General features: G+C 40.3%; 21 protein-coding genes and 1 pseudogene. 10 read left to right on the forward strand and 12 right to left on the reverse strand.

The genetic code is table 11. The features are described from left to right. Positions 1–196: 196 nt before the first annotated feature. From KX723_RS07025 to KX723_RS07035, 3 genes are all read right to left on the reverse strand, one after another. On the reverse strand, positions 197–1,471 hold the full coding sequence (locus tag KX723_RS07025; RefSeq protein WP_218813672.1) for an MFS transporter: 1,275 nt from the start codon (positions 1,469–1,471) through the stop codon (positions 197–199). A 15-nt stretch (positions 1,472–1,486) separates the two neighbouring features. Then, positions 1,487–2,062, reverse strand: a complete 576-nt coding sequence (locus tag KX723_RS07030; RefSeq protein WP_218813673.1) for a non-canonical purine NTP pyrophosphatase — start codon at positions 2,060–2,062, stop codon at positions 1,487–1,489. A gap of 130 nt (positions 2,063–2,192) precedes the next feature. Further along, positions 2,193–3,122 (reverse strand): 2-oxoadipate dioxygenase/decarboxylase family protein, encoded by a 930-nt coding sequence (locus KX723_RS07035; protein WP_218813674.1) that lies wholly within the window; start codon positions 3,120–3,122, stop codon positions 2,193–2,195. Between the two features lie 39 nt (positions 3,123–3,161). On the opposite strand from KX723_RS07035, the gene KX723_RS07040 reads away from it, so the two are divergent. From KX723_RS07040 to KX723_RS07060, 5 genes are read left to right on the forward strand one after another with little or no spacing between them, the layout of a single operon-like run. Further along, entirely contained in the window at positions 3,162–3,482 is a 321-nt protein-coding gene (locus KX723_RS07040; protein ID WP_218813675.1) for a YqfO family protein, read from the forward strand. 28 nt (positions 3,483–3,510) lie between these two features. Further along, positions 3,511–5,184: an AsmA family protein gene (locus KX723_RS07045; protein ID WP_218813676.1), complete on the forward strand. Its 1,674-nt coding sequence runs from the start codon at positions 3,511–3,513 to the stop codon at positions 5,182–5,184. 50 nt (positions 5,185–5,234) lie between these two features. After that, positions 5,235–6,350 (forward strand): A/G-specific adenine glycosylase, encoded by a 1,116-nt coding sequence (gene mutY / locus KX723_RS07050; RefSeq protein WP_246562436.1) that lies wholly within the window; start codon positions 5,235–5,237, stop codon positions 6,348–6,350. 12 nt (positions 6,351–6,362) lie between these two features. Then, positions 6,363–6,641, forward strand: coding sequence for an oxidative damage protection protein (locus tag KX723_RS07055; RefSeq protein ID WP_218813677.1), 279 nt, complete (start codon positions 6,363–6,365; stop codon positions 6,639–6,641). A 6-nt stretch (positions 6,642–6,647) separates the two neighbouring features. Next, positions 6,648–7,469 carry a purine-nucleoside phosphorylase gene (locus tag KX723_RS07060; RefSeq protein ID WP_218813678.1) on the forward strand — a complete coding sequence of 274 codons (822 nt, stop codon included), beginning with the start codon at positions 6,648–6,650 and terminating at the stop codon, positions 7,467–7,469. On the opposite strand, the gene KX723_RS07065 is transcribed toward KX723_RS07060, so the two are convergent. The 6 genes from KX723_RS07065 to KX723_RS07090 form a co-directional block, all read right to left on the reverse strand. Further along, positions 7,466–9,100, reverse strand: a complete 1,635-nt coding sequence (locus tag KX723_RS07065) for a protein kinase domain-containing protein (RefSeq protein ID WP_218813679.1) — start codon at positions 9,098–9,100, stop codon at positions 7,466–7,468. The genes KX723_RS07060 and KX723_RS07065 overlap by 4 nt on opposite strands. Before the next feature lie 202 nt (positions 9,101–9,302). Next, positions 9,303–10,055 carry an SDR family NAD(P)-dependent oxidoreductase gene (locus KX723_RS07070; protein WP_218813680.1) on the reverse strand — a complete coding sequence of 251 codons (753 nt, stop codon included), beginning with the start codon at positions 10,053–10,055 and terminating at the stop codon, positions 9,303–9,305. Next, positions 10,052–10,867 carry a segregation and condensation protein A gene (locus KX723_RS07075; protein WP_218813681.1) on the reverse strand — a complete coding sequence of 272 codons (816 nt, stop codon included), beginning with the start codon at positions 10,865–10,867 and terminating at the stop codon, positions 10,052–10,054. The genes KX723_RS07070 and KX723_RS07075 overlap by 4 nt, the downstream gene beginning before the upstream one ends. 17 nt (positions 10,868–10,884) lie before the next feature. Continuing rightward, positions 10,885–11,520 carry a site-2 protease family protein gene (locus KX723_RS07080; protein ID WP_218813682.1) on the reverse strand — a complete coding sequence of 212 codons (636 nt, stop codon included), beginning with the start codon at positions 11,518–11,520 and terminating at the stop codon, positions 10,885–10,887. A gap of 67 nt (positions 11,521–11,587) precedes the next feature. After that, entirely contained in the window at positions 11,588–12,499 is a 912-nt protein-coding gene (locus KX723_RS07085; RefSeq protein ID WP_218813683.1) for an ankyrin repeat domain-containing protein, read from the reverse strand. A 115-nt stretch (positions 12,500–12,614) separates the two neighbouring features. Then, positions 12,615–12,785, reverse strand: a complete 171-nt coding sequence (locus KX723_RS07090; protein WP_218813323.1) for a hypothetical protein — start codon at positions 12,783–12,785, stop codon at positions 12,615–12,617. A 235-nt stretch (positions 12,786–13,020) separates the two neighbouring features. On the opposite strand from KX723_RS07090, the gene icd reads away from it, so the two are divergent. Both icd and clpA read left to right on the forward strand, forming a co-directional pair. Continuing rightward, entirely contained in the window at positions 13,021–14,307 is a 1,287-nt protein-coding gene (gene icd, locus KX723_RS07095) for an NADP-dependent isocitrate dehydrogenase (RefSeq protein ID WP_218813684.1), read from the forward strand. Between the two features lie 263 nt (positions 14,308–14,570). Next, positions 14,571–16,886, forward strand: a complete 2,316-nt coding sequence (gene clpA, locus KX723_RS07100) for an ATP-dependent Clp protease ATP-binding subunit ClpA (RefSeq protein WP_218813685.1) — start codon at positions 14,571–14,573, stop codon at positions 16,884–16,886. On the opposite strand, the gene infA is transcribed toward clpA, so the two are convergent. Continuing rightward, positions 16,870–17,121, reverse strand: coding sequence for a translation initiation factor IF-1 (infA, locus tag KX723_RS07105; RefSeq protein WP_218813686.1), 252 nt, complete (start codon positions 17,119–17,121; stop codon positions 16,870–16,872). The genes clpA and infA overlap by 17 nt on opposite strands. Positions 17,122–17,257: 136 nt before the next feature. Here infA and KX723_RS07110 point away from each other — a divergent pair. Continuing rightward, positions 17,258–17,744: pseudogene (locus KX723_RS07110) on the forward strand (CinA family protein). A gap of 58 nt (positions 17,745–17,802) precedes the next feature. Continuing rightward, positions 17,803–19,128, forward strand: coding sequence for an OTU domain-containing protein (locus KX723_RS07115; RefSeq protein ID WP_218813687.1), 1,326 nt, complete (start codon positions 17,803–17,805; stop codon positions 19,126–19,128). On the opposite strand, the gene KX723_RS07120 is transcribed toward KX723_RS07115, so the two are convergent. Beyond that, on the reverse strand, positions 19,055–19,819 hold the full coding sequence (locus KX723_RS07120; RefSeq protein WP_218814982.1) for an exodeoxyribonuclease III: 765 nt from the start codon (positions 19,817–19,819) through the stop codon (positions 19,055–19,057). The two genes, KX723_RS07115 and KX723_RS07120, sit on opposite strands and share 74 nt — an antisense overlap. Positions 19,820–19,823: 4 nt before the next feature. Next, on the reverse strand, positions 19,824–21,215 hold the full coding sequence (locus KX723_RS07125; protein WP_218813688.1) for a phosphomannomutase/phosphoglucomutase: 1,392 nt from the start codon (positions 21,213–21,215) through the stop codon (positions 19,824–19,826). A 414-nt stretch (positions 21,216–21,629) separates the two neighbouring features. On the opposite strand from KX723_RS07125, the gene KX723_RS07130 reads away from it, so the two are divergent. Beyond that, positions 21,630–24,485, forward strand: coding sequence for a ribonucleoside-diphosphate reductase subunit alpha (locus tag KX723_RS07130; RefSeq protein ID WP_218813689.1), 2,856 nt, complete (start codon positions 21,630–21,632; stop codon positions 24,483–24,485). Positions 24,486–24,518: the final 33 nt, after the last annotated feature.

The following is a 24,518-nucleotide window of genomic DNA, read 5'->3' on the forward strand; positions in this document are numbered from 1 at the left end:
TAATGACTACGGACCATGGCGTAGCAAAGATCAAAAAAAGGCATGTCTGAAAGTATGTAAAGACACACAGTTTCAAGATGACCCAGAAGCGCATACAGACAATGGAGATTGGAACCCACACAGGCAGAATACGTGGACAAGTTAGAGCAGCGTGTGAGGATCTGACAAAAGCTCCGTTCGCTGAACGGAGCTCGCGCTATGCCCGGCGATGAGTTTTAATCCGCAGTAAACTTAAAACCGCTGGTAGAGCGCCCAGCGCCAAATAAAGACCTGGAATTGCTAAGTTCTGGGTCTTGGTTATTAAAAACATAGCAACCAGAGGCACGGTTCCGCCAAAGATAGAATAGGCTAAGTTATAACTCAATGAACCTAAGGTATAACGAATATTAACCGGTATCAAATCAATCGTCAGCGCCATAAGCGGACCTTGAAACCCAGCGGACAACAACATAAATACGGTTTGTGCCAGAATTAACGTTACAATGTTTCCGTGGGAAATAAAGAAATAAAGTGGATACGATAGGATCGCAAAACCACAAGCCGCTGTTAACATAATAGGTTTTCGTCCTATTTTGTCAGATAAAAAACCAAAGAAAATAAATAAGCCTACTACACCGACTAACATGACAGTATTCACCGCATTAGCATCCACTCTGGAGTGGCCTAACACATCTGAAAAATACACCGGCATAAAAATAAAAGCGATATAAGTAATTAATGCCGATAGTAGATATAATCCAAATAATTTCACCATTAAAGACTTATGCGAGAGAACAATAGTCTTCAGTGGAAACTTAGCAATTAAGCTATCACGTACTAAACATTGGAAAATAGGCGTTTCACTGGTTTTATAACGAATATAACTGCCGATGACACCACCTAATGCGGCTAATAAAAATGGCAGTCGCCAACCGATGGTATAAAGCGAATTTCCTTTAAATAATATGAAAGTAATAAACACAACAACGGATGCCAATAACATGCCGGTGGAAGAACTAGACCAAACTAAAGCCGAATAAAAACCGGTCCTTTTGGGTGGAATGGATTCAATGGTAAAACAAACTGAACCAAAAGCTTCCCCCCCAATAGCAATTCCTTGTAACAAACGTAATATAACCAACAAAATAGGCGCTGCTATTCCGGCCGTTTCATAGCTAGGCAGTAATCCTATGCCAAAGGTCGCGGCTGCCATTAATAACAGAGTGATACTCAAACTCTTTTGCCTTCCTTGTGTATCGCCTAAATGGCCAAATAGCATAGCGCCTATTGGACGTGCAATATAACCGATAGCAAAAACACCATAACTAAACATCAACGCAACCGGCGGTGCTAAATTTTGGAAAAAAAGTTTTGCAAAAACAGCCGCTAAAAAGGCATAGATAGCAAAATCATACCATTCTAAAACAGTGCCTATAGACGCCGATAAAATGACTCGTTTCTGTAAATTCGTATAATTTTTTTGATTGCTCATACTGATTTTCATCAACTAAACAGTATCTTTCACGGTATACCATTCAACAAACTCCTTTAACGCTTGTTGACGAAAGGAATAATGAAAAAAATCCGGTGTATAACGCAATTCAGCTAAGGTTTTATCCGATCCATTCGGCTTGAAAATAGCGGTAAAGGGTAGCTGCGGATGACTGGATAAATCGCTAGGTATCACAACAGTACCTCTACAAATACCTTCAAACACCTGTATTTGCTTTCCATCGGTATAAGCTAACTGCAAAATAAAAGCCGCTCGATTATCTTCTTCGACCAATTTAAATAAGCCTTTAAAACCCAATCCTTGAAAAACAAATTTTGACAAGGTGCCTGGAAACTGATGGTACGCTTCAAAAAAAATACCGCCATCATCCAATAATAAGGGTTTATTCAAAACGGCAAAGGCTTTCTTAACTTTATCGCGAACCACAACTTGTTGATCCAAGCTTTGTATTTCGTCAATATCGAGTGAATACTGTTTAATATTTAATTCAGGATATTTTTTTTGAAAAAATTCAGATACTTCTTCAAATTTTCCGGCATTACCCGTTACATAATAAATTTCGTTTTTCATAAAAAACTGCTTAACAATTTAAGTATACTCACAGCAATGGGCTTTTCGGCAAGGCGCCGCGAAAGTGAGCAACCGGAGTGTATACAATATACATGAGGATTGCGAACTGAGCGGCAACACAGCCGAAAATTCAAGTGCTAAGAGTATAAAGAGATTCAACCACATTATCTGCATTATTAGCAACAAATCCTGTAAAATAATCCTTCCATAAGCGTGGTTTTTCATTCACTGGCACTATAGGATGACGCCAAACAAATTCAATAAATCGATCCGATAAATCAACGGCGCCATCCGCTAACAAAATTGATTTTGTAGTCGCTGCAGTAGAGCTCTGCTCAATCCCTTTTTCAAACTGGCCCTTAATAGCCCCTCCTTTTTTATTTAAAGGAATGTCTAGCGTTTGGCTAATAAACTGATTAAATGTCTTCAAATCTTTAAATTTTTGAGATAAATGGATCGCCAAACCAAAATGATTAACCTGACGTCCCATCACCAATACCCAAGCCAATAATTCATTACTATTTTTTACCGTTAAAAACTCCTTTACTGTGGGTAATGGCCAATCACGCCCCTGCAAATAGTGCGTAACAACCTTAAGCAATTCATGGATTGCTGTTTCATCCTGAGAGAGTAAGCGTTTTTTTAAATGGCTTAAGTGTTCCATATCCAATGGTTTAGACTGGCAGGCATAGATGTCTATAATTTTTCGTACTTCTGGCACTAAGGCCTCGCGGCGAAAATCAGCAACTACCACTTGAGGTAACGCATTTTCTGCTGGCTGTGTTTCAACGCATCGTTCAGCCAACCACACAAAGTCATTTTGTTTTTCCGCTAAATAATCACGGCCACAAACTTCATAGTCTAACTGCGTAAATAAATGCGAAAGTGGCCCTATACCTGTGTAAGGCCCAGGTAGATCAATCAGTGCAAAATGATCCCATCGCATCACTTCATTATATTGCGCTTGTAATGCCGTTTGAATGCGTGAGACAGCTAATAAATCAACTGCATAATTGCGCCATAACTGCTGTATAATTAGTTTTTTCGCTTGATTTAACATATCATTACTTGTGCAAACAATATTGTCGTACTATTGCTTATGTATAAAATAACAGTTTATATTCCAAGTGATTCGCTCGAGAAAGTCAAACAGGCGATGTTTGATCAGGGTGCTGGTCGATTTGGAAATTATGATCATTGTGCTTGGCAAGTATTAGGACAGGGCCAATTCCGTCCACTGGCACAGAGCAATCCTACCCTAGGCCAAAAAGGAAAGCTTGAAATGGTTGAGGAATATTTGGTAGAAATGATCTGTGATAATGCCGTTATCACATCAGTGATTAGCGCTTTAAAGGAAACGCATCCTTACGAGGAGCCGGCTTACACAATCATTCATTTAGAAAATAATAACATAGATTAGTCTCTAGTTTTACGAGGAAATTACCCCCATGTCTAAAGTACTTCGTGTTTTACTAACGCTGATTGGTACCTGTGTTTTATTAGCCCTTGTGGCTATCATTGGTTTAGTTGTTTTTGTTAATCCAAATGATTTAAAACCACAAATCAGGCAGGCTGTTAGCAAATACACAGGGCGCCAACTCCAATTAGGTGGCAATATTGAGTGGTCACTTTTCCCCTGGCTTGGATTACAGTTAAATAATGCCACGCTCAGTAACACCCCTGGTTTTGGCGATAAACCTTTTGCCATCATCCAAAAATTAGATCTACAAGTCCGTTTAATGCCTTTACTCCATAAACAATTAGAAGTCGGTAGACTACAGGTTAATGGCCTTACGCTTTATCTGGTGAAAAATGCAAACGGTCAAACGAACTGGCAAGGAGCTCATACAGCCGCTCCATCACCCGCATCCACTGAAACACTACCTGATAATTTAAAACCGTTAGGCGTTGTCGTAGCCGGCTTAGACATTCAAAATGGCCATGTCTTTTTTGATGATAAACAAAAAAATAAACGCTATGAGATATCGCAATTACAATTGAAAAGCGCCAATTTAACACTGAATAAAAGCTCTCCTTTCGCATTACAATTTAATGTAAATACAAATGCACCGGTATTGAAGGCCCATGTAAAACTCAATACCGATATCACCTTAAATGCGGATGGAAAAGAAGTCAGCTTAAATAAATTAAATCTTAATACATTATTAAAAAATCCTGCTTACCCTAACGGTGTATTACCGATTTCACTTCAAGCGGATGCAAGCATTAATTTAAATAACCAAACCTTTGCTTCGGATAAATTTACCCTTACGGTTGATCAGAATAAATTTTCAGGTCATATCCAAGGGCAAAACTTATTTAAGAATCCATTGCTATCGGGAGTACTCGCAAGCTACCAACTCAAAGCGGGTCAATTCACTATCCAGCGACTCCAGTCTCCATTTCAATTTAAAAATAACATCCTGTCACTTACCCCCATAACAGGCGATCTTTACCATGGTAATTATCAAGGTAATCTGACACTTGATCTACGCACAGCAACGCCTCAACTTGTCATACAAAGTCAGTTAAACCAAATCAACATTCAGTCCCTATTTCAGGAGTTTGCGAACAAAAGTCAAATACAATTAGTGGGTTTAGCTAATCTTTCTGGTAAATTTCTTACACATGGCAGTGACGCAGATAGCCTGACAAAAAACCTGCACGGACAAGGTCAATTTAGTGTAGATAATGGATCCATCAAAGGCGTCAATGTTTCTTATTGGGTTGCTTTAGGTAGAGCATTACTCAAACATCAACCCAGCCCAACTGCAGACGGCACAGATACACCGTTCGACAAATTTACGGGTACTTTTGTTATTGATAAGGGCATCATAACGAATAATGATCTCAATATTAATAGCGGGCGGCTACGCATTAGTGGACAAGGATCCCTTAACCTACCGCAACAACAGATGAACTATGAATTAAACGCGCAGCCTGTTCTCAGCGATGGTAGTCCCGAAGGTATTGCTATTCCAATTAGAATTAGCGGCGCATTTAATCAGCTGCATATTACCCCTATTCTCGATAAATTAAGCATTAATATATTTAAAGAAAAATTCAAAGGTAAGCTACAAGAACAGCTGAATAAACTTGATTTGAGTAAAATATTTCACTAATGCGATTAACCAATCGTCCTGCAATCTAATTGCGGGACGACAATTTCAACGTGATACCTATTCTTCTACCTAGATATTTTCAACAACGTGTCCTTAACTGGTTCAATGCGCACGGACGAAAAAATTTACCATGGCAACAAAAAAAATTACCGTATCATGTCTGGTTATCGGAGATAATGTTACAACAAACGCAGGTTGCCACCGTTATCCCCTATTTTAAGCGTTTTATTAAGCAATTTCCTAATCTATCCTCACTTGCAGCCGCTAATCTTGATGACGTATTAAGTCTATGGGCTGGGCTCGGTTATTACGCACGTGGGCGCAACCTGCATCGCTGCGCACAAATGATTGAACAAGAATATGCCGGCAAATTTCCTCAGAACTTAATACAACTACAAAGTTTACCGGGTATTGGACGCTCAACCGCAGGGGCCATTCTTTCACTAGGATTTGATCACGCCGCTGCCATTTTAGATGGCAATGTAAAACGTGTATTAACACGCTTTCATGCGCTAACGGGTTGGCCTGGTTTAAGCGCTGTTAATAAAACCTTATGGGAATTAGCCGAGCGCTATACACCTACACGACAAACAGCCGCCTATACACAAGCGATGATGGATCTGGGCGGATTAATCTGTACACGAACTCAACCCAAATGTGATCAATGCCCCTTGCAAACACATTGTTTAGCTTATAACACAGGAAATCCGGTGAATTTCCCATCACCCAAACCGAGTAAAAAACTACCCATTCGTTCTATACAAATGTTGATTTTAGTGAATCAACAACAGGAAATTTTGTTAGAAAAACGTCCGGCCGCTGGGATTTGGGGAGGATTATGGAGCCTACCTGAGTGCCCTTCCGATGAAGATTCGAAAAACTTCTCAAAAAAACACTACTATTGTGCAACGGAAAAAGCGAGCCAACTCACGCAAATGAGACATACCTTTAGCCATTTCCATCTTGATATACACGCGGTGGTAATGCTGGTAAAAGAATGGCGTCCCCCATTGATGGAATCTGATCGCATAGTCTGGTATAACGTTCAACAATTACAGAAAAAGGGCTTAGCTACCCCTGTAAAAAAACTTATACTCTTCGCACTTGAATTTTCGGCAACACAGCCGAAAATTCAAGTGCGAAGAGTATATCCAACAATTAAATAACACTATCCTCTTATGAGCAGAAGCATTTATTGTATTAAACTACAAACACAAGCCGAAGGTCTTGACCAGCCGCCTTTTCCAGGTGAATTAGGTCAACGTATCTATCAATCGATTAGCAAACCCGCTTGGCAACAATGGACTAATCACCAAACCATGCTAATTAATGAGTATCGCCTCAGTACCCTAGAACCCCAAGCAAGAGAATTCTTAAAAAAAGAGATGGGGAAATTTTTATTTGCTGAAGGCGAAATTGAGACACCCGCGGGTTTTACTCCCCCTATAACCCAGTAAAATGTGATGAAGAACCATCCCCACGAACTCATCCAACTTATATTAGCCAAACGTCCTGATTTCAAGCCTAAAATAGCTATTATTTTAGGCTCTGGTTCTGCTAATCTTGCTGACAGACTAGAAGATGTTATTCGTATTCCTTATCATTCACTACCTAATTTCCCCGTCAGCCGCGTTGAAGGCCATCCGGGACAGCTTCTATTAGGTTATTTGAATAAAGTACCTGTCATCTGTTGCCAAGGTCGCGTCCATGCCTATGAAGGGATGCGGGAAAAAGATTTTCAGCTTTTCATTAGAATTTTAAAATGCTTAGGTTGTGAAAGTGTATTAATGACTAATGCAACCGGATCATTACGCAAGGATTTTCAACCCGGCCAATTGGTATTAATCGCGGATCATATCAATTTTCATCCCATGAATCCCCTCGTTGGCATTAATGATGATGCGTTTGGTCCACGTTTCTTTCCCATGGATGATGCCTACGATAAAAAACTTCGTCATAGCTTGCAGCAAACTGCAAAGAGATTAAATATTTCCTTACCCGAAGGTGTTTACTTCAGCGTTTTAGGACCTAGTTTTGAAACACCGGCCGAAATCCGTGCCTTCCGTATCTTAGGTGCCGATGTCATTGGTATGTCGACTGTCCCCGAAGTGATTGTTGCTCGACACTGTGGTTTAAGAGTTGCTGTTATTTCCGTGGTAACGAACCTTGCTTCGGGACTTAGCGAAGAATCTATCACGCACGAAGGAACATTACATTTTGCAGAAAAAGCGAGTCATGATTTGGGGCGATTGCTAGAAACCGCCATCGATCAATTAACGAGCTAAGGCTGAAAACGAACGGGCACATAGCCCACTGGTTTATTCATTCGAACCACGTTAGAAGGTCTAAAAAACGAAGACCTATCTGATTTAGATCTATTTTTAAACATCGCTTGATGCACCAACGAAGCTAATGCACTTCTACCTAGAAATCCTCTTTCCAGCGATTGTTCCCAATCTAGAATTTTCTTGCTTAAACCTACTTCGCTAGTGTAACTCTCTAAATAATTTAGCAAACAATTGATATCCGAAACTCTTCTCTCTGAAGCAATCCTATCTTTATTTTTAACGTTACTCAGCGTATAGGTCTTTTGCATATAAACACAAATAGCTTCCCTAACCGATTGCTGTAAATTAATTAAATGGGTGTCTTTTGTTTTATTTTCTTCTTCTGTCTCTAACGACTTCAAACAACGTAATAATACCGCCATACATGGCGTTTCCTCCTTTAATTTAGTGTTAATAGATTCTAAATAGCCAGTTACTGTATCATCTGTAAGTTTGAATTCAGCTGCTGAACCCAATATCTGCATAAACATTTTATTGGAATACACTATAGACAGAAGTTGTGTCTGCTTTTCATTCGCTTTAGTTGAGCAATAAATAGCTTCCATTTCACTAAGCGCCGTTGGTAAAGGAGTACGTTGATCAATACTCAACATAAGCATTCCTTTTACGAGCTCATCAATCACTCCATAGTCAATCACTACCTGTGTTTTTATCGCTAGTATAGCTCTAGCTTTATTCTCTCGCGATAGCTTTTTATTTTTCAATGCTTTAGCAATAGCAGCAAGAAATTTAGGATAGTCGTTTTGCCATATTGATTGGATTATCCCCCCCATAGCAAACGTATCGCTCTCTTTCCCACTATATCCAGCAACTGATTCAGGCGCACTATAAAGGAGATTATGCCCTCTAGACTCACCAGGCCCTACTCTAGAAAGACCAAAATCAATAATATAAACATCGGGCATTGAATTACCCGGTTTAAAGTCCACCATAATATTGTCAGGTTTAATATCACTATGAATCAACCCCACATCGTATACTTCTTTTTTTAATGTACGTAAAAGTGCTAAAGAAAGCTTTAATTTTTCAAATTGATCTAAACGACTAATGCTCCCATCCTTTAAAAGCTTATCAAGCGGCTCACCCGGCAAGTGATGCATAATAAGAAACTTTTCAGAAACGGCTCCCTTATTTCTTTGACTATTACTTACGACAGGCTTCATATGCAAGTAAGCTACCCTCTGACCTAGTACAGCCTCTTGACTAAAAGTATCAACCCCATTCTCTGGCTTTATTTCTCTCTTAATAATGCGCTTATATTTTCTTTCAATCTGATCATCATGGACTATCAGTGTCGTCGTGGAAGACACTTGACCAAAAGCACCCTGCCCTTTAGGGTTATTATCGATGACTTCATAGCGCAATCCCTGTTTATATTGACGTTTTCGACAAAGGATCTCATGTGTCAATAAAATTTGGTAAGCTTCCCCTTGGAATACAATCGGAACGCTGGTGTCCTTTTTGTAAACATCTCCGGGCGTCATGCTTTTAAGAAGCTCCATTAACAATAAATCAGCTTCTTTGACCTTTGGATCAGTTTGTGGATTAATAACGTAGATAAGCGACATAATATAAGCTTGTTTTTAATATACTGAAAACAAGCTTATATTATGTACCTTAAACTAATCTTAAGGATAAAATTACCCTAAAAATAGGCCTTGCAGCTTGATCAGAACAGGAAAGTATGGGGAAAACAGCACGTTTACGCGCTATTAGTGTGCATTGGCATGGGCGCAAAACAAGAAACGCGTCGCACCGTAAAATCCTTGCTTACTGAATCGTATAACCGCCATCGATATTAACTAAAGCGCCGGTCATAAACGAAGCCGTATCACCGCATAAAAAACCCACGACATCAGCTACCTCTTCAGGCTTTCCAACTCGTTTTAAAGGTAATCGCTCTGCCACGTCGGCTTTAATAACCTGTTCAGATAAATGGGTTTTTTCTTGAAACTGTTGAATCACGCGTTGATACATTGGCGTATCAATCGTTCCTGGGCAAACACAATTAACACGGATACCGTAAGCGGCATAATCCAATGCCGTGCTTTTAGCCAATTGTGCGATGGCTGCCTTGCTTGCACCATAAATAGCACACTGCTCTTTTGCAATAAAAGCCTGATCAGAAGCCATTAAAACAATAGAACCAAATTTTTGTTTGCGCATAATAGGTAAAACCTGCTGCAAACAATAAATTGTGCCGAATAAATTGCTTGTAATGACGTGATTCATTGCTTCTACACTACTTTCTTCAATCGTTGCAAATAAATGAACACCGGCGTTACAAAAAAGAAAGTCGATCTGTGGTGATTTTTCCTGGATCGTCGCAATCGCAACTTTAACCTGCTGAAGATTAGAAACATCACAAGGAAAATACATGATATTTTCACTGTATGGATAATCTAAATTTTTTTTATCCAGCACATACACAGTCGCACCTTCTTGACTAAATAACTGCGCTGTCGCTGCACCTATTCCCGAAGATCCACCTGTTATTATTATTGTTTTATCTTGAAATCTCATCGTGTTCTTACTTCAATCTCCGCATAAGGTTTTGCTTGTATCAGATCAATCAAGGCTTGTCGCCATAATTCTAAAAGTGCTATAAAGGTGACAACAACGCCCATACGCCCTTCGCTTAGGGTAAAAAAGCCCGTAAATTCAACACAATTTTCTGTAGAAAGTCTATGTAAAATCTGTGACATCCGTTCTCGAATCGACAAAGGCTCTTGGGCAATCGCATGGTGCGTCGTTAATGCAGCGCGTGTCAAAACTGACTGTAACGCCGCGACTAAATCCTCTAAATCAAGCGGCGGCCGCGTTTCATCATTGACAAGGGGAAGCGCACCTAATTCTGCTTGCGCCATCGCTAAAAAAATATCACGACCCTGCCTAGGTAACTGATCAAGCTCATACGCGGCTTGTTTTATCTGTTCATATTCTTGTAAACGGCGAATCAATTCAGCTCGCGGATCTGCCTCTTCAGCCGATTGTGACAAAGCTGGCTTGGGTAATAGCAAGCGGGATTTAATCTCGGTTAATACCGCTGCCATCACCAAGTATTCTGTGGCTAATTCAATCTCTAAAACCTGCATCAGCTCTATATAGTGCATATACTGTCGCGTCACTTCGGCGACAGGAATATCCAAAATATCAAAATTCTGTTTCTTGATAAGATAAAGTAATAGATCTAAAGGCCCACTAAAGGTCTCTAACAATATCTCTAAGGCCTGTGGAGGAATATAGAGATCGCTTGGAAGCTGAATAAAGGGCTGCCCACGAACGGTCGCTACCGGCGCCGAAACCGCTGTCGTAGAGGGAGTATCTCCTGTCATGAGGACTAGTGTAATGCTTAAAGACCAAAAATCCTAAAAAAAACCGATAATAACCCTTGAAGAATAGGGCCTAATAGCCGCGCTAGCAACCCACTGGCCAATAACAATACTAAAATCAAAAAACCATACACTTCAAGCTGGTTAAAGCGATAGGCCATAGCCGGAGACAATAGACTGGCCACAACCCGACTTCCATCCAGCGGAGGAATAGGGATTAAGTTCAACAGCATCAATACCAAATTGATCGATATACCAATCTGCCCCATATAAGCAAAAGGAGCGCTATGCATGCCTATACCTAGTTTAGCCACAGCGACCCAAAGGAAAGCCATGCCTAAGTTAGCCAGGGGGCCTGCTGCGGCAACCAGCGCCATGTCACGGCGAGGGTTCTTCAAATTTCGCCAGGTAATAGGAACCGGCTTCGCCCAACCAAAAATAAAGCCGCCTAAAAAGAAAAGAATAGCGGGTACAACAATGGTACCAATAGGATCAATATGTTTGATGGGGTTTAACGTTAAACGGCCTAATAGTTTGGCGGTAGGATCGCCACATTTAGAAGCAACCCAACCATGTGCCGTTTCATGGACTGTAATAGCAAAAATAAGTGGTATCACCCAAAGAATTATTTTTTGCCCTAAAGAAAAATCAACCATTATTTTATGCTAGAAAAATTTAAAGTATATATGAATTTAATGAAACAATGGTAGAAAATCCCTCCCTCTAATGGCTCCGTAAAACGACCTCCACCGATACACCCCCTTCGATTGGCGTCAGTGGATTTTCCACAACCCCCGGTGCTATTTCAAATTTATTGCATTTTTTTGAGAACAGCGTTGTACCCTCTGAATCTGCCAACCTTTTTCCTCTTATAAACAATTTAGCGGTTTCTTGATGCCCATTTAAAATCGCCAGCTGTTGCGCTGTTTTTCCACTGATATCCACTTTATTAATATCAGCGCCTTTTTTTATCAGCCGTGCGGTAATTTCATTCAGTTCATTAAATGCCGCCAAATGCAGCGCTGTTCGTCCCAACTCGCCCGCTTTATCAATATTTGCTCCTTTCTCTAATAAAAGATTCACCATTTCCGTGTGTCTATACAGCACGGCTCGATGCAGTGCTGTTTTTCCACTCCGATCCGCTTTATCAACATCAGCGCCTTTTTCTATCAGAAATTTAGCCGTTGCTGTATCGCCATTAAGCGCCGCTAAATGAAGTGCGGTTAATCCAAAAATATCTACTTTATCTACACCAATCCCTTTTTCTAAAAAAAGCGCTGCAATTTCAGTGTACCGCTTAAACACGGCATGGTGCAGCACAGTTGATCTATCAATATCTATTTTATTTATATTAGCGCCTTTTTCTAGCAGTAATCTCACTGTTGTAATATGTCCATTACGTGCAGCACCATGCAATGCTGTTTCTCCATCAATATCCGCTTTATCAATCTCCGCACCTGCATTTAAAAGACATTCAACGATAGCCGTGTGCCCATTATCCGCAGCATCATGCAATGCGGTTTCTCTACAATCACCCGCTTTATTCACATCAACGCCTCTTTCTATCAGAAATTTTACTTTTTCATCGTTTCCTTCTTTAGCCGCTAAATGCAGCTCTGAATGAGAATTTAACATTAATATTTACCACGCTATAGGTATGATTATTTAATTTAAGACAAGTGAGTCGCTATGCTCCCGAAGAATTTCGGCCATCGTGTCCCCGAAATTCGTTCGCATGACGCGACTGAAATTAGGCCGCGATACGTCCTGCGTCCGGCACGCACTCACTCCTTCGGAGTTCATGCCCGTGCCTCCCACAAATGACTTTACGGCGTGATGCGTTTCCTGCTTCGCCCGTCAACGCACGCCTATCGCGGGCTCTTCGACTTCGCATTGCTTTCACAATGCTTTCCTGTCTCATCGTTTGAATACTAATACATAATAAATAAAATATAAATGCTTAAACTCATACTAGCATCCAATACGCTATTTAATTTTTATTTCAAAAAATAATAAAACGATGCGCTCAGCGGTTTAGACAGAGAAACTAATTACCCTTTAGCCCTGCTTAAACTCGCCTCCCTGTTAAAAATACGGTAAAATACCGCGAAGAATTTAATGTTTATTTGCATCGCAAAAACTAAAGAGAACCTGTCATGTCATACCAACACATTACAATCCCAAGTCAGGGAGAAAAAATTAGCGTCAATCCCGATTTTTCACTCAACGTCCCCGACCAACCCATTATCCCTTTTATTGAAGGCGATGGGATCGGCATTGATATTACGCCCGTCATGAAAAAGGTGGTCGACGCCGCCGTAGAAAAAGCCTATGGCGATGAACGTCGCATTGCATGGATGGAAGTTTATGCCGGAGAAAAATCCACACGCGTTTATGGACAAGATACTTGGCTACCCGAAGAAACATTGAACGCACTTCAAGAATATGTTGTTTCGATTAAAGGCCCCTTAACCACCCCTGTAGGCGGTGGCATTCGCTCTCTCAATGTTGCTTTACGTCAACAACTCGACCTCTATGTTTGTCTACGTCCGGTTCGCTACTTTAAGGGTGTTCCTAGTCCTATGCGTGAACCTGAAAAAACCAACATGGTTATTTTTCGTGAAAACTCGGAAGATATTTATGCGGGCATAGAATGGGAAGCCGATAGCCCAGAGGCCAAGAAAGTCATTCATTTTTTACAACATGAAATGCATGTTAAAAAAATTCGTTTTCCTGAACACTGCGGTATTGGTGTTAAACCTGTCTCTAAAGAAGGCACACAGCGCTTAGTAAAACGCGCTATTCAATATGCTATTCAGCATAATCTGCCTTCTGTCTGCTTGGTACATAAGGGTAATATTATGAAATTTACCGAGGGTGCCTTTAAAGACTGGGGTTATGCCGTAGCCAAAGAACAGTTTGCTGCCGAATTATTGGATGGTGGACCTTGGATGCACTTAAAAAATCCAATAACGGGTCAAAATATCATCATCAAAGACTTCATCGCAGATGCTTTTTTACAACAAATCATATTACGCCCTGATGAGTATAGCGTCATTGCTACGCTTAATCTTAATGGTGACTACATTTCGGATGCATTAGCCGCACAAGTAGGTGGCATCGGCATTGCCCCGGGTGCCAATCTCAGTGATAAAGTAGCGATGTTTGAAGCAACCCATGGCACAGCACCTAAATATGCTGGTCAAGATAAAGTCAATCCAGGTTCACTTATCCTTTCTGCTGAAATGATGTTGCGACATATGGGGTGGAATGAAGCGGCTGATTTAATTATTACTGGCATGGAAGGCGCAATTCAAGCGAAAACAGTGACTTATGACTTTGCACGCCTCATGAAAGATGCTCAAGAAGTTAGCTGCTCTGTTTTTGGTCAATCTATGATCAAACACATGTCTTCCCAACATTCGTTTGCCAGCCTTAGCTAAGTATAAAAATTAACATACCCATTACACTTTGAAGAGGTATATCCATCTCTTCAAAGTGCCTTCCCTATAAACCCATGGTGAGGTTTATAAAGCCGCTCTATTTTAAAACAGTAAAACTCGCAAATCCCTAAATTTCGGCTAGGCTAAAAATAAAGGGATATTATTTTTCTAACATGGACTACCTAACTGATAAATAACAGTGGAAATCGTTTCTATACGAGAAAACACGGATTTTTTTACCCGTTTGAGATAAGGAGGGCACCATGTTTAGCAAAGAACTTGAAATGAGCTTAAATTCTATATTTAAGCAAGCACGCGAAAAGCGTTATGAATATTTGACCGTTGAACACCTATTACTCGCACTATTAGAAGAGCCATCTGCTACCGCGGCACTTAAAGCGTGTGGCGCTAATTTAAATCGGCTTAAAAATGAACTCAATAATTTTATTGCGGCGACAACGCCTTTATTTCCTGTGACTGATGCCAATCTTGATATACAGCCTACTCTAGGTTTTCAACGTGTATTACAGCGCGCCATTTTTCAAGTTCAGTCCAGCGGAAAAACAGAAGTGAACGGCGTCAATATACTTGCTGCTATCTTTGGTGAACAAGATAGTCAAGCTATTTACTTCTTACGCCGTGAAAACGTAACCCGATCTGATTTATCCAATTATATCTCGCAAGGCCTTCCTAAATTGCAAGAAAACACAGATGCTAAATTAAGTCAGTTTGTTACTGAAGAAGAAGTCACTATTGAAGGACCCGGAAATAGTCTATTAGAGCTCTATGCCATTAATCTCAACAGTAAAGCACGACTTGGAAAAATTGATCCACTTATTGGCCGAAAAGAAGAATTAGCCCGCGTTATTCAAATCCTTTGCCGACGACGAAAAAATAACCCTTTATTAGTAGGCGAAGCGGGAGTAGGTAAAACAGCTATTGTTGAAGGGCTTGCTCAAGCCATTGTTAAAAAAGAAGTCCCCGCTGTTCTTGCTCATAGCACTATTTACTCTCTCGATTTAGGTAGTTTATTGGCAGGCACTAAATATCGTGGTGACTTTGAAAAAAGATTTAAAGCCTTGCTTGCACAACTGAAACAAGAACCTCAATCCGTATTATTCATTGATGAAATTCATGTTGTCATTGGCGCTGGGGCTGCATCCGGTGGTGTCATGGATGCTTCGAATTTAATTAAACCCTTGCTAACAACCGGTGAGCTAAAATGTATCGGTGCAACCACTTATCAAGAATACCGTAGTATTTTTGAAAAAGATCGCGCCTTAGCAAGACGCTTCCAGAAAATAGATGTGCCAGAACCTAATGTAGAAGAAACACTCGCTATTTTACGTGGTCTACGTGAACGACTAGAAGCGCACCATCACGTTAAATACCGTATGAATGCCTTACGTGCTAGCGTAGAGCTCGCTGCACGTTACTTACCCGATCGTTTCTTACCCGACAAAGCGATTGATATCGTAGACGAAGCTGGTGCTTATCAAGCCTTACAACCTGCCCATAAAAAGAAACTCTTTATTGGTACGCATGAAATTGAATCTATTGTAGCCAAAATGGTTCGTATCCCCACTCGAAATGTATCCGCATCGGATAAAAATCGATTACGCCACTTAGAGGAAAAATTAAAGCATCGTGTCTTTGGTCAATCACTTGCGATAGAAAATCTCTGTGCCGCAATGAAACTGACACGCTCAGGTTTAAGGGAAACCAACAAAACCATCGCTTCCTTTCTATTTGCAGGCCCTACGGGTGTTGGAAAAACAGAGATCACTCGTCAATTAGCCGAGCTGATGGGTATAGAATTACTCCGCTTTGATATGTCGGAATATATGGAACGACATAGTGTCTCACGCTTAATTGGCGCACCTCCTGGTTATGTTGGTTATGACCAAGGTGGATTATTAACCGAAGCCGTGACTAAACATCCGCATGCTGTTTTATTATTAGATGAAATTGAAAAAGCGCATCCCGATATTTTTAACTTATTATTACAAGTCATGGATCATGGTAGCTTAACAGACACGAATGGCAGAAAAACAGATTTCAGTCACGTCGTATTAGTCATGACAAGTAATGCGGGTGCTGAACACTGGAGTCGACAAGCCATTGGATTTGCTGCCGAATCAAGCCTGGCGGGTGAGAATCCAGAGGCAATAAAACGTGTATTCTCCCCTGAGTTTCGTAATCGTTTAGATGCAACGATCTATTTTAATTACCTAAGTCCCGAAATCGTCTCCCAGGTAGTTGATAAATACTTATTAGAGTTAGAAACACAGTTAGAGAAAAAACATGTACGCCTGTGTGTAGACAAAGCCGCGCGAGTCTGGCTTGCCAAACACGGTTATGATAAAGCAATGGGTGCACGCCCCATGGCTCGCTTAATACAAGAAAAAATTAAAAAACCGATTGCTGATGAACTACTATTTGGCCGCTTAGTTCACGGTGGGCAACTAACCTTAACCAGTTCAAACGATAGCTTACAATTGATTATCCATGAGAAGGGTATAACGGCGGTGGCTCTACCACCACAACAATTATCCCAAGCACCTATTGGGCAGGCTTAGGTTTATCCATATCGGATCCTTTGCCTCGAAATATAATACGCCCTTTGCTAAGGTCATAAGGCGTCATCTCTACCTTGACCTTATCTCCGGTTAAAACTCGGATATAACTTTTACGCATACGCCCTGAAATATGGGCGTTGATAACATGTCCATTTTCCAGCTGTACTCGAAACAAGGTATTGGGCAAGGTCTCAATCACAGTACCTTCCATAACAATTTGGTCTTCTTTCGACATAATTTACCTAGGATAATTCTATAAGCGACAAACAAGCCGCTATGTTGCCGTAAAAGAAGCTGATTTACAATAACATTTTCATTATCCACCTACCTACCTACTCTATAAGGAGATCCCCACGGCCCCTACTTCCCAAGTGCATGCATTGTCTGAACAACTAGGCACGCTTCTCAAGCAGCACCACCTTAAGTTAGCAACGGCTGAATCCTGTACTGGCGGTCAACTTGCACAAACCATTACCGCGATACCCGGTTCTTCGGCGTGGTTTGAACGTGGCTTTATTAGTTACTCCAATCTATCAAAGCAAGAGCTACTCGGCGTGTCAGAAAAAACCCTGAACCATTACGGCGCTGCCAGTCAAGAAACAGCTGCAGAAATGGCTAAAGGTGTTTTAAAAAAAAGCCCTGCTGATGTCAGCTTAGCCATTACAGGAATTGCAGGTCCTGATGGTGGAACAAAAAAACCCAGTAGGCACCGTATACTTCGGTTGGGCTTATAGAAATGCCATGAGTGAAACTTGTGAGCAACATTTTGATGGTGATCGATTAATCCTACGCTACGCCGCTGTAGAATTTTCTTTAAAAAAATTAATCATTTTTATTCAAAAAAATTTAAAAACTTGAAGCCCTCAAAAATGACTGCTACAGTTTATTTATTATTACTATTTTGGCGATATCATTTATGATTTTTGCTAACTCGCCTCATTATATAAAAGATAAGCCTTTTGATCCTTTTGATAATGGAAAAACTTATTACCCAATTTCTCCATTTGGTGATGGTAATTGTGGCTTATATGCCTTTGCCTGTGGCCTTATTGATAGCATCATTAACAATAAATTAACCTTAGACGAAAAAAAATTTTCTGAATTTAGAGATGTCATTAGAGTATGTTTAGACTTAGGATCAATAAATGTATCCGAATTTAAGCATGAACTAGAAGTAGAGCTTTTTAAATTTATGGAATTTTTTTTTCAACATGATCTAACTTTTTCTCAATTCAAAGATTTCTTAGTTGAACAGCCACTGACTCGCGATCGCCTTGCCGCTATTAACTTAATCTTGGGCCAAGGATTGCGGCTCATAGGCGTTGCAAGCTATATAGAAACTTGTGAGGAGGAAATGGGCATAAAACCAGAAGATTTGCTTGAAGAGGAGATACAACTCTTTAGAACTGGTGAGTGGATAGGTCAACAAATCCTAGGTCCTCTAGCAAACTATTTTGGCATCCAACTTAAATTAATAAGCAAAAACCCTTATACAAACAAGTATTATCACTCTGACTCTCTATCACAAGATTCACAAGCGGAAACTCCGGCTTTTAATTTACTGTTTAAGGGTGATCATTGGCATTATCTAGTTCCTAGAGAACAAAAACTTGGATTAGCTACTTTACCCTCCGCAAATAAAGAACGACGTATCTCTAGAGAATTACTAGACTCAAATAAAAAAATAATGCTAGAAGTAAAAAACGATAAACAAAAATCACTTGATTTTGCTAAAGCTGCTTTAGAGAATCTTGCTACAAGGTTAAAACAAGTTTTTGACTCTCTTGTGGCCCTCAAAGATATTTTTAACAATGCCCCTAGTAAAACCGAAACATTCAAAAAAGCAAATAAACAAGCAAATAAACAAGCAAAAATAGTAGCACGAGATAGTAGCCTGATCATCGATGCATGGCGCAAAAAATGGGACGTTAGTAATGATCAATTGGATACACATTTAAATACATTAGGTTTGCATCATGAACTTGAAAAAGCACTGATAAAAGAGCCTTTAGTCACGGATGATTCAGATGATCCTGCTATAGCAGATAATGCCGCTGCGGCAGCTATTCTGCAAAATGCAGACATTGCCGATTTTTTATCAAGAAATTATGCTAGTTTAAAGAAATTTAACCGTTCTACATCAGAAAATAATTTTGATTCTCATATTATTACAAATCGTAATCAATTCGTAACGGTGCGTGATCTGAAAAACGTTGCTCCTTGTATATCTCAATCGCTTTAAGCTTATTTTTCAAACCTGGTGTAACGATTTGATAATCGATGCGCCACCCGACATTTTTTTCCCAAGCACGTCCACGATTTGACCACCAGGTATATTGATCGGGCAGTTGGTTTAGTTCCCGAAAAGCATCCACATAACCCAAGGGACCAAACACATGATCAAGCCACGCACGTTCTTCAGGTAGAAAACCAGAATGTTTTTGATTAGCACGCCAATTCTTTAAATCAATTGGCTTATGTGCAATATTCCAATCCCCGCAGATAATATATTCACGCTTTTGTTTTCTTTGCTTTTTTAAAATTTTTTCATATGCACTCAGAAACTGAAATTTAATCGCTTGGCGAACATCCCCGGTGGTACCTGAAGGCATATACAGTGAGGCGACACTTAAATGAGGAAAATCAAGTTGAATATATCGCCCTTCTTTATCTGCTGACTCCCAACCTAATCCTGCTATTACTTTATCGGGCTTCTTAAGACTATAAATGGCAACACCGCTATAGCCTTTTTTTTCTGCATCAAAAAAATAAGCGTGATAACCCGGTAGCTGAACTGCCTCCCTAGCTTGATGTTCTTGCGCTCTGGTTTCCTGTAAACAAATAACATTCGCTTTCTGTGTTTGCATCCAATCAAAAAATCCTTTTTTTGCGGCAGAACGAATACCATTCAGATTTAAAGTAATAATTCGCATAGGATTAAAAAGGCAATTTAAAAGTAGGATCACGCGCCAACAAAGCCTCTGCAAACAACGCTTGAATACGTTGCAATGCCTCTTTGCTAACCGCTTCGAATCGAAGTATTAAATAAGGACTGGTATTAGAAGCCCTGACTAAACCCCAACCATCGCTAAATTCGGCACGCACACCATCAATCTTACTCATTGACGCATTAGGAAATTCAACTTCATTTTGAAACGCTTGCATAAACGCAAATTTTTTATCTTCTGCAATCGCTAACTTTAATTCGGGTGTATTGATGCTATTAGGCAGCGCTGCAAATACTTCACTACTGCTTTGATTGCCTTTGGTTATAATCTCCAATAAACGTGCGGCCGTATAAAGACCATCATCAAACCCATACCAACGCTCTTTAAAAAAGATATGTCCACTCATCTCACCCGCTAATAAAGCGCCGCTTTCTTCCAGCTTCGCTTTAACAATAGAATGACCCGTCTTCCACATTAAAGAGCGACCACCCTGTTGTTTAATGACATCGGCTAAATTTCGTGTTGATTTAATATCATAAATAATCAGCGCACCGGGATTACGTGATAAAACATCACTGGCATACAACATCAATTGTCTATCAGGCCAAATAATTTCGCCTTTATTGGTAACAACACCTAATCTATCGCCATCGCCATCCAACGCCAAACCAAGATCAGCCTTATGCTGTGCAACCGCTTGGATTAAATCAGTCAAATTTTCCGGAACACTGGGATCAGGATGATGATGAGGAAAACGTCCATCCACTTCACAAAACAACTCAATCACTTCACAACCCAATCGGCGCAGTAATTCAGGTGCTACTACACCGGCAATACCGCTTCCACAATCTACCACCACGCGCAACGATCGCTTTAATTTAACATCGCCAACAATTCGATTAATATAATCTTCAAGAATATTGATCTCTGTATATCCACCACTACCTGATTTAAAAGATCCTGTTTGAATCCTGGTATAAAGCGCCGCGATGGTTTCTTCAGATAAACTTTTCCCCGCTAAAACAATTTTTAAACCGTTATAATTAGCTGGATTATGACTGGCGGTTAACATCACGCCCGAGTGTGTGCTTAAAGTACGGGTCGCAAAATAGAGTACTGGACTAGGTACTTGACCGATATGGATAACATCACATCCACTTTCTCGTAATCCCTGGTGAAGCACTTCAATTAAAGCGGGTCCAGACAAACGCCCGTCACGTGCAGTAATAATGGTTCGTTCACCTTGTTCTTGCGCTGCACTTCCAATGGCTCTACCCAGAAGTAAAATAACCTCGGGGGTTATAGTCTCATCAACAACACCTCGAATGTCATAAGCGCGAAAAATACTTTCTGAAATATTTTTTAATGGAACAACTGACATAACAATTTTACCCCTATTACTTCTGATATTTCCGAACGATTAACCTTAAGCACAACGTTATTTATTTCACTAAACCCAATCGCTTATTTTATTTTTGAGAATTAAACCCCTATTCATTCACAGAATCAAAAAGAATTTATAATAAAATTCTATTGCGATAAGGGCCAATATACTAACACGATTTTCCCAACTTATTCACAGCTTATTAAAAACTTTTTCACTCCATATAGTGGTTGCACAGGATAGATACCACATGATATTGTGTTAATCTCATTTATGAGCAATGCTCTCATCCGTGTTAAAAATAACTGTTGTTCTGCCGTAACCACAAGATCCAGAGAGCGAGAGAGAGACATAATATTAACCACGCTGTATTAGCCATCTATTTACTGTTTTCAGACCTAAGGAGCCTCCATGAGCGGACTTTCATCCGAACAAACGACGTCTTCCCTTTTGCTTAATGCAAATGAGCCAATCACATCCTATATTGAGGAAAAATCGGCCACTATCGGTACAAACCTATTACAAGTTATCAAACGTAATGGAAAACTGGTTAGTTATGATCCTAATAAAATCAGAGTTGCCATCACCAAAGCATTTCTTGCGGTAGAAGGTGGACAAGCCGCTGCATCAAGCCGGATTCATGAGCGCGTCACGCAACTTACCGAGCAAATCACGCACATACTACAAGAACGATTACCACAAGGCGGCACACTGCCTATTGAAACCATACAAGATCAAGTAGAACTGGTTTTAATGCGCGCCGAAGCACATCAAGTCGCTAGAGCTTACGTGCTCTATCGTGAAGAGCGACGAAAAATGCGCGACCAAACCGCTTCTCAGCCTGGCATTCAATTACAAATTACATTAAGCGATGGAAGCCAACGTCCCTTAAACATGGAGCAGCTTAGCAAGCTCATTATAGAAACGTGTCATGACTTAACAGAAGTCAATCCAGGTCTGATTTTGCAAGAAACGTTGCGTAATTTATACGATGGTATGCCTTTGGCTGATATTGATAAAGCCTTGATCATGAGCGCACGCTCCTTAGTAGAACAAGACCCCAACTATACCTATGCAACAGCGCGATTCTTACTAAGAACACTCTATGCGGAAGCCTTAAGTTTTCTGGGTATAGAACGAAAGATTGGTTCTGACACACTACACGACTTGTACCGGCATTACTTTCAACATTATCTTGAACAAGGTATTGCACTTGAATTATTAGACCCAGAACTAAAAACCTTTGATATACAAAAATTGACAGCCGCACTACTTCCTCAACGCGATCAACAATTTACCTATCTAGGCTTGCAAACTCTCTATGATCGTTACTTCCTACATGCCGATGAGGTTCGTTTTGAATTACCACAAGCGTTTTTTATGCGTGTTGCCATGGGTTTGGCAATCAAAGAACCCAACAAAGAAGAACGTGCCATCGAATTTTACAAATTACTTTCTTCTTTCGATTATATGGCATCCACACCGACATTATTCAATTCAGGCACCTTACGCCCACAACTCTCCAGTTGCTTTTTAACCACTGTCGCGGACGATCTGGACCAAATCTATAGTGCTATAAAAGATAATGCCTTACTCTCAAAGTTTGCTGGTGGTTTAGGTAACGATTGGACCTCTGTCAGAGCAATGGGTGCACGCATCAAAGGCACCAATGGAAAATCCTTAGGCGTTGTACCTTTCTTAAATGTTGCGAATGCATCGGCTGTTGCCGTTAATCAAGGTGGAAAACGTAAAGGCGCCGTATGCGCTTATTTAGAAACCTGGCACTTAGATATAGAAGAATTTTTAGAGTTAAGAAAAAACACCGGTGACGATAGACGTCGCACACATGATATGAATACGGCCAATTGGGTACCTGACTTGTTCATGAAACGACTCATGCAAGGAAAAAACTGGACATTATTTTCACCCGATGAAACACCCGATCTACACGATGCTTATGGATTAGCCTTTGAAGAAAAATATGTAGCCTATGAAGCCAAAGCAGCACGCGGTGAAATCAAAAACTTTAAAAAGTTACCCGCTATTAATTTATGGCGTAAGATGCTAAGCCTATTATTTGAAACAGGTCATCCTTGGGTTACTTTCAAAGATCCTTGTAATCTACGTTCACCCCAACAACATGTGGGAACCATTCATAGTTCAAATTTATGTACTGAAATCACACTCAATACATCCGTGGATGAAATTGCTGTCTGTAATTTGGGCAGTATTAATCTACCGCAACACCTTAACGAATCAGGTGAACTGGATCAAAGCAAATTACGTGCAACGGTTCGCACTGCGATTCGTATGCTGGATAATGTCATCGACATCAATTATTACACGGCCCCCCAAGCGCGGCGTTCTAATTTAAAACATCGCCCTATTGGCTTAGGCCTCATGGGTTTTCAAGATGCACTTTATCAATTACGCGTACCTTATGCTTCAGAAAAGGCTATTGCATTCGCTGATCAGTCCATGGAAATGATCAGTTACTATGCGATTGAAGCGTCCAGTGATTTGGCAAAAGAACGCGGCAGCTATGAAAGTTTTCCCGGTTCACTTTGGAGCCAAGGTATTTTACCCATAGACTCCATAGCACGCTTACAAGAAACCCGTGGCGAATGGCTCAATCAAAACCAAACCAGCACCTTAGATTGGGCACCTTTACGACAAAAAGTCATGCAGAATGGCATGCGCAATTCAAATTGTATGGCGATTGCTCCAACAGCCACTATTTCGAACATCTGTGGCGTTTCTCAATCCATAGAACCGACTTACCAGAACATCTTCGTGAAATCGAATATGTCAGGTGAATTTACTGTCATTAATCCTTATTTAATTAAAGACTTAAAATCACTTGGGCTTTGGGATGCCGTCATGCTCAATGACATCAAATACTACGATGGTAGCTTGCAAAAAATTGAGCGTATTCCTGAAACATTAAAACAACTTTATGCGACCGCATTCGAAGTACCCGTGCATTGGTTAGTTGAAGCAGGCTCTAGACGACAAAAATGGATAGATCAAAGTCAATCCTTAAATCTGTACATGGCCGAGCCTTCAGGGAAAAGATTAGATGAATTATATAAATTAATCTGGCTCAAAGGATTAAAAACCAGTTATTACTTACGCACATTAGGCGCGACCCATATGGAGAAAGCAACGCTAGAAAAAGGACATTTAAATGCGGTGCAGTCATTCGCTGAACCTACCTCTGGGCCTAGCTGCTCGATACTCGATCCGGACTGCGAATCATGTCAATAATTATTATAAACAACTCAGCTTTTTTAATTTTGG

It is taken from the genome of Rickettsiella endosymbiont of Dermanyssus gallinae, assembly GCF_019285595.1.
GTDB lineage: Bacteria > Pseudomonadota > Gammaproteobacteria > Diplorickettsiales > Diplorickettsiaceae > Rickettsiella_B.

Coding starts and splice junctions, on each gene's coding strand:
- KX723_RS07085 (WP_218813683.1), bottom strand. CDS start 12,499: ATGTTAAATTCTCATTCAGAGCTGCATTTAGCGGCTAAAGAAGGAAAC.
- infA (WP_218813686.1), bottom strand. CDS start 17,121: ATGTCGAAAGAAGACCAAATTGTTATGGAAGGTACTGTGATTGAGACC.
- KX723_RS07035 (WP_218813674.1), bottom strand. CDS start 3,122: ATGTTAAATCAAGCGAAAAAACTAATTATACAGCAGTTATGGCGCAAT.
- KX723_RS07125 (WP_218813688.1), bottom strand. CDS start 21,215: ATGTCAGTTGTTCCATTAAAAAATATTTCAGAAAGTATTTTTCGCGCT.
- clpA (WP_218813685.1), top strand. CDS start 14,571: ATGTTTAGCAAAGAACTTGAAATGAGCTTAAATTCTATATTTAAGCAA.
- KX723_RS07120 (WP_218814982.1), bottom strand. CDS start 19,819: ATGCGAATTATTACTTTAAATCTGAATGGTATTCGTTCTGCCGCAAAA.
- KX723_RS07075 (WP_218813681.1), bottom strand. CDS start 10,867: ATGACAGGAGATACTCCCTCTACGACAGCGGTTTCGGCGCCGGTAGCG.
- KX723_RS07115 (WP_218813687.1), top strand. CDS start 17,803: ATGATTTTTGCTAACTCGCCTCATTATATAAAAGATAAGCCTTTTGAT.
- KX723_RS07080 (WP_218813682.1), bottom strand. CDS start 11,520: ATGGTTGATTTTTCTTTAGGGCAAAAAATAATTCTTTGGGTGATACCA.
- KX723_RS07070 (WP_218813680.1), bottom strand. CDS start 10,055: ATGAGATTTCAAGATAAAACAATAATAATAACAGGTGGATCTTCGGGA.
- KX723_RS07130 (WP_218813689.1), top strand. CDS start 21,630: ATGAGCGGACTTTCATCCGAACAAACGACGTCTTCCCTTTTGCTTAAT.
- KX723_RS07060 (WP_218813678.1), top strand. CDS start 6,648: ATGAAGAACCATCCCCACGAACTCATCCAACTTATATTAGCCAAACGT.
- KX723_RS07025 (WP_218813672.1), bottom strand. CDS start 1,471: ATGAGCAATCAAAAAAATTATACGAATTTACAGAAACGAGTCATTTTA.
- KX723_RS07030 (WP_218813673.1), bottom strand. CDS start 2,062: ATGAAAAACGAAATTTATTATGTAACGGGTAATGCCGGAAAATTTGAA.
- KX723_RS07045 (WP_218813676.1), top strand. CDS start 3,511: ATGTCTAAAGTACTTCGTGTTTTACTAACGCTGATTGGTACCTGTGTT.
- KX723_RS07065 (WP_218813679.1), bottom strand. CDS start 9,100: ATGTCGCTTATCTACGTTATTAATCCACAAACTGATCCAAAGGTCAAA.
- KX723_RS07040 (WP_218813675.1), top strand. CDS start 3,162: ATGTATAAAATAACAGTTTATATTCCAAGTGATTCGCTCGAGAAAGTC.
- KX723_RS07055 (WP_218813677.1), top strand. CDS start 6,363: ATGAGCAGAAGCATTTATTGTATTAAACTACAAACACAAGCCGAAGGT.
- KX723_RS07090 (WP_218813323.1), bottom strand. CDS start 12,785: ATGAGACAGGAAAGCATTGTGAAAGCAATGCGAAGTCGAAGAGCCCGC.
- icd (WP_218813684.1), top strand. CDS start 13,021: ATGTCATACCAACACATTACAATCCCAAGTCAGGGAGAAAAAATTAGC.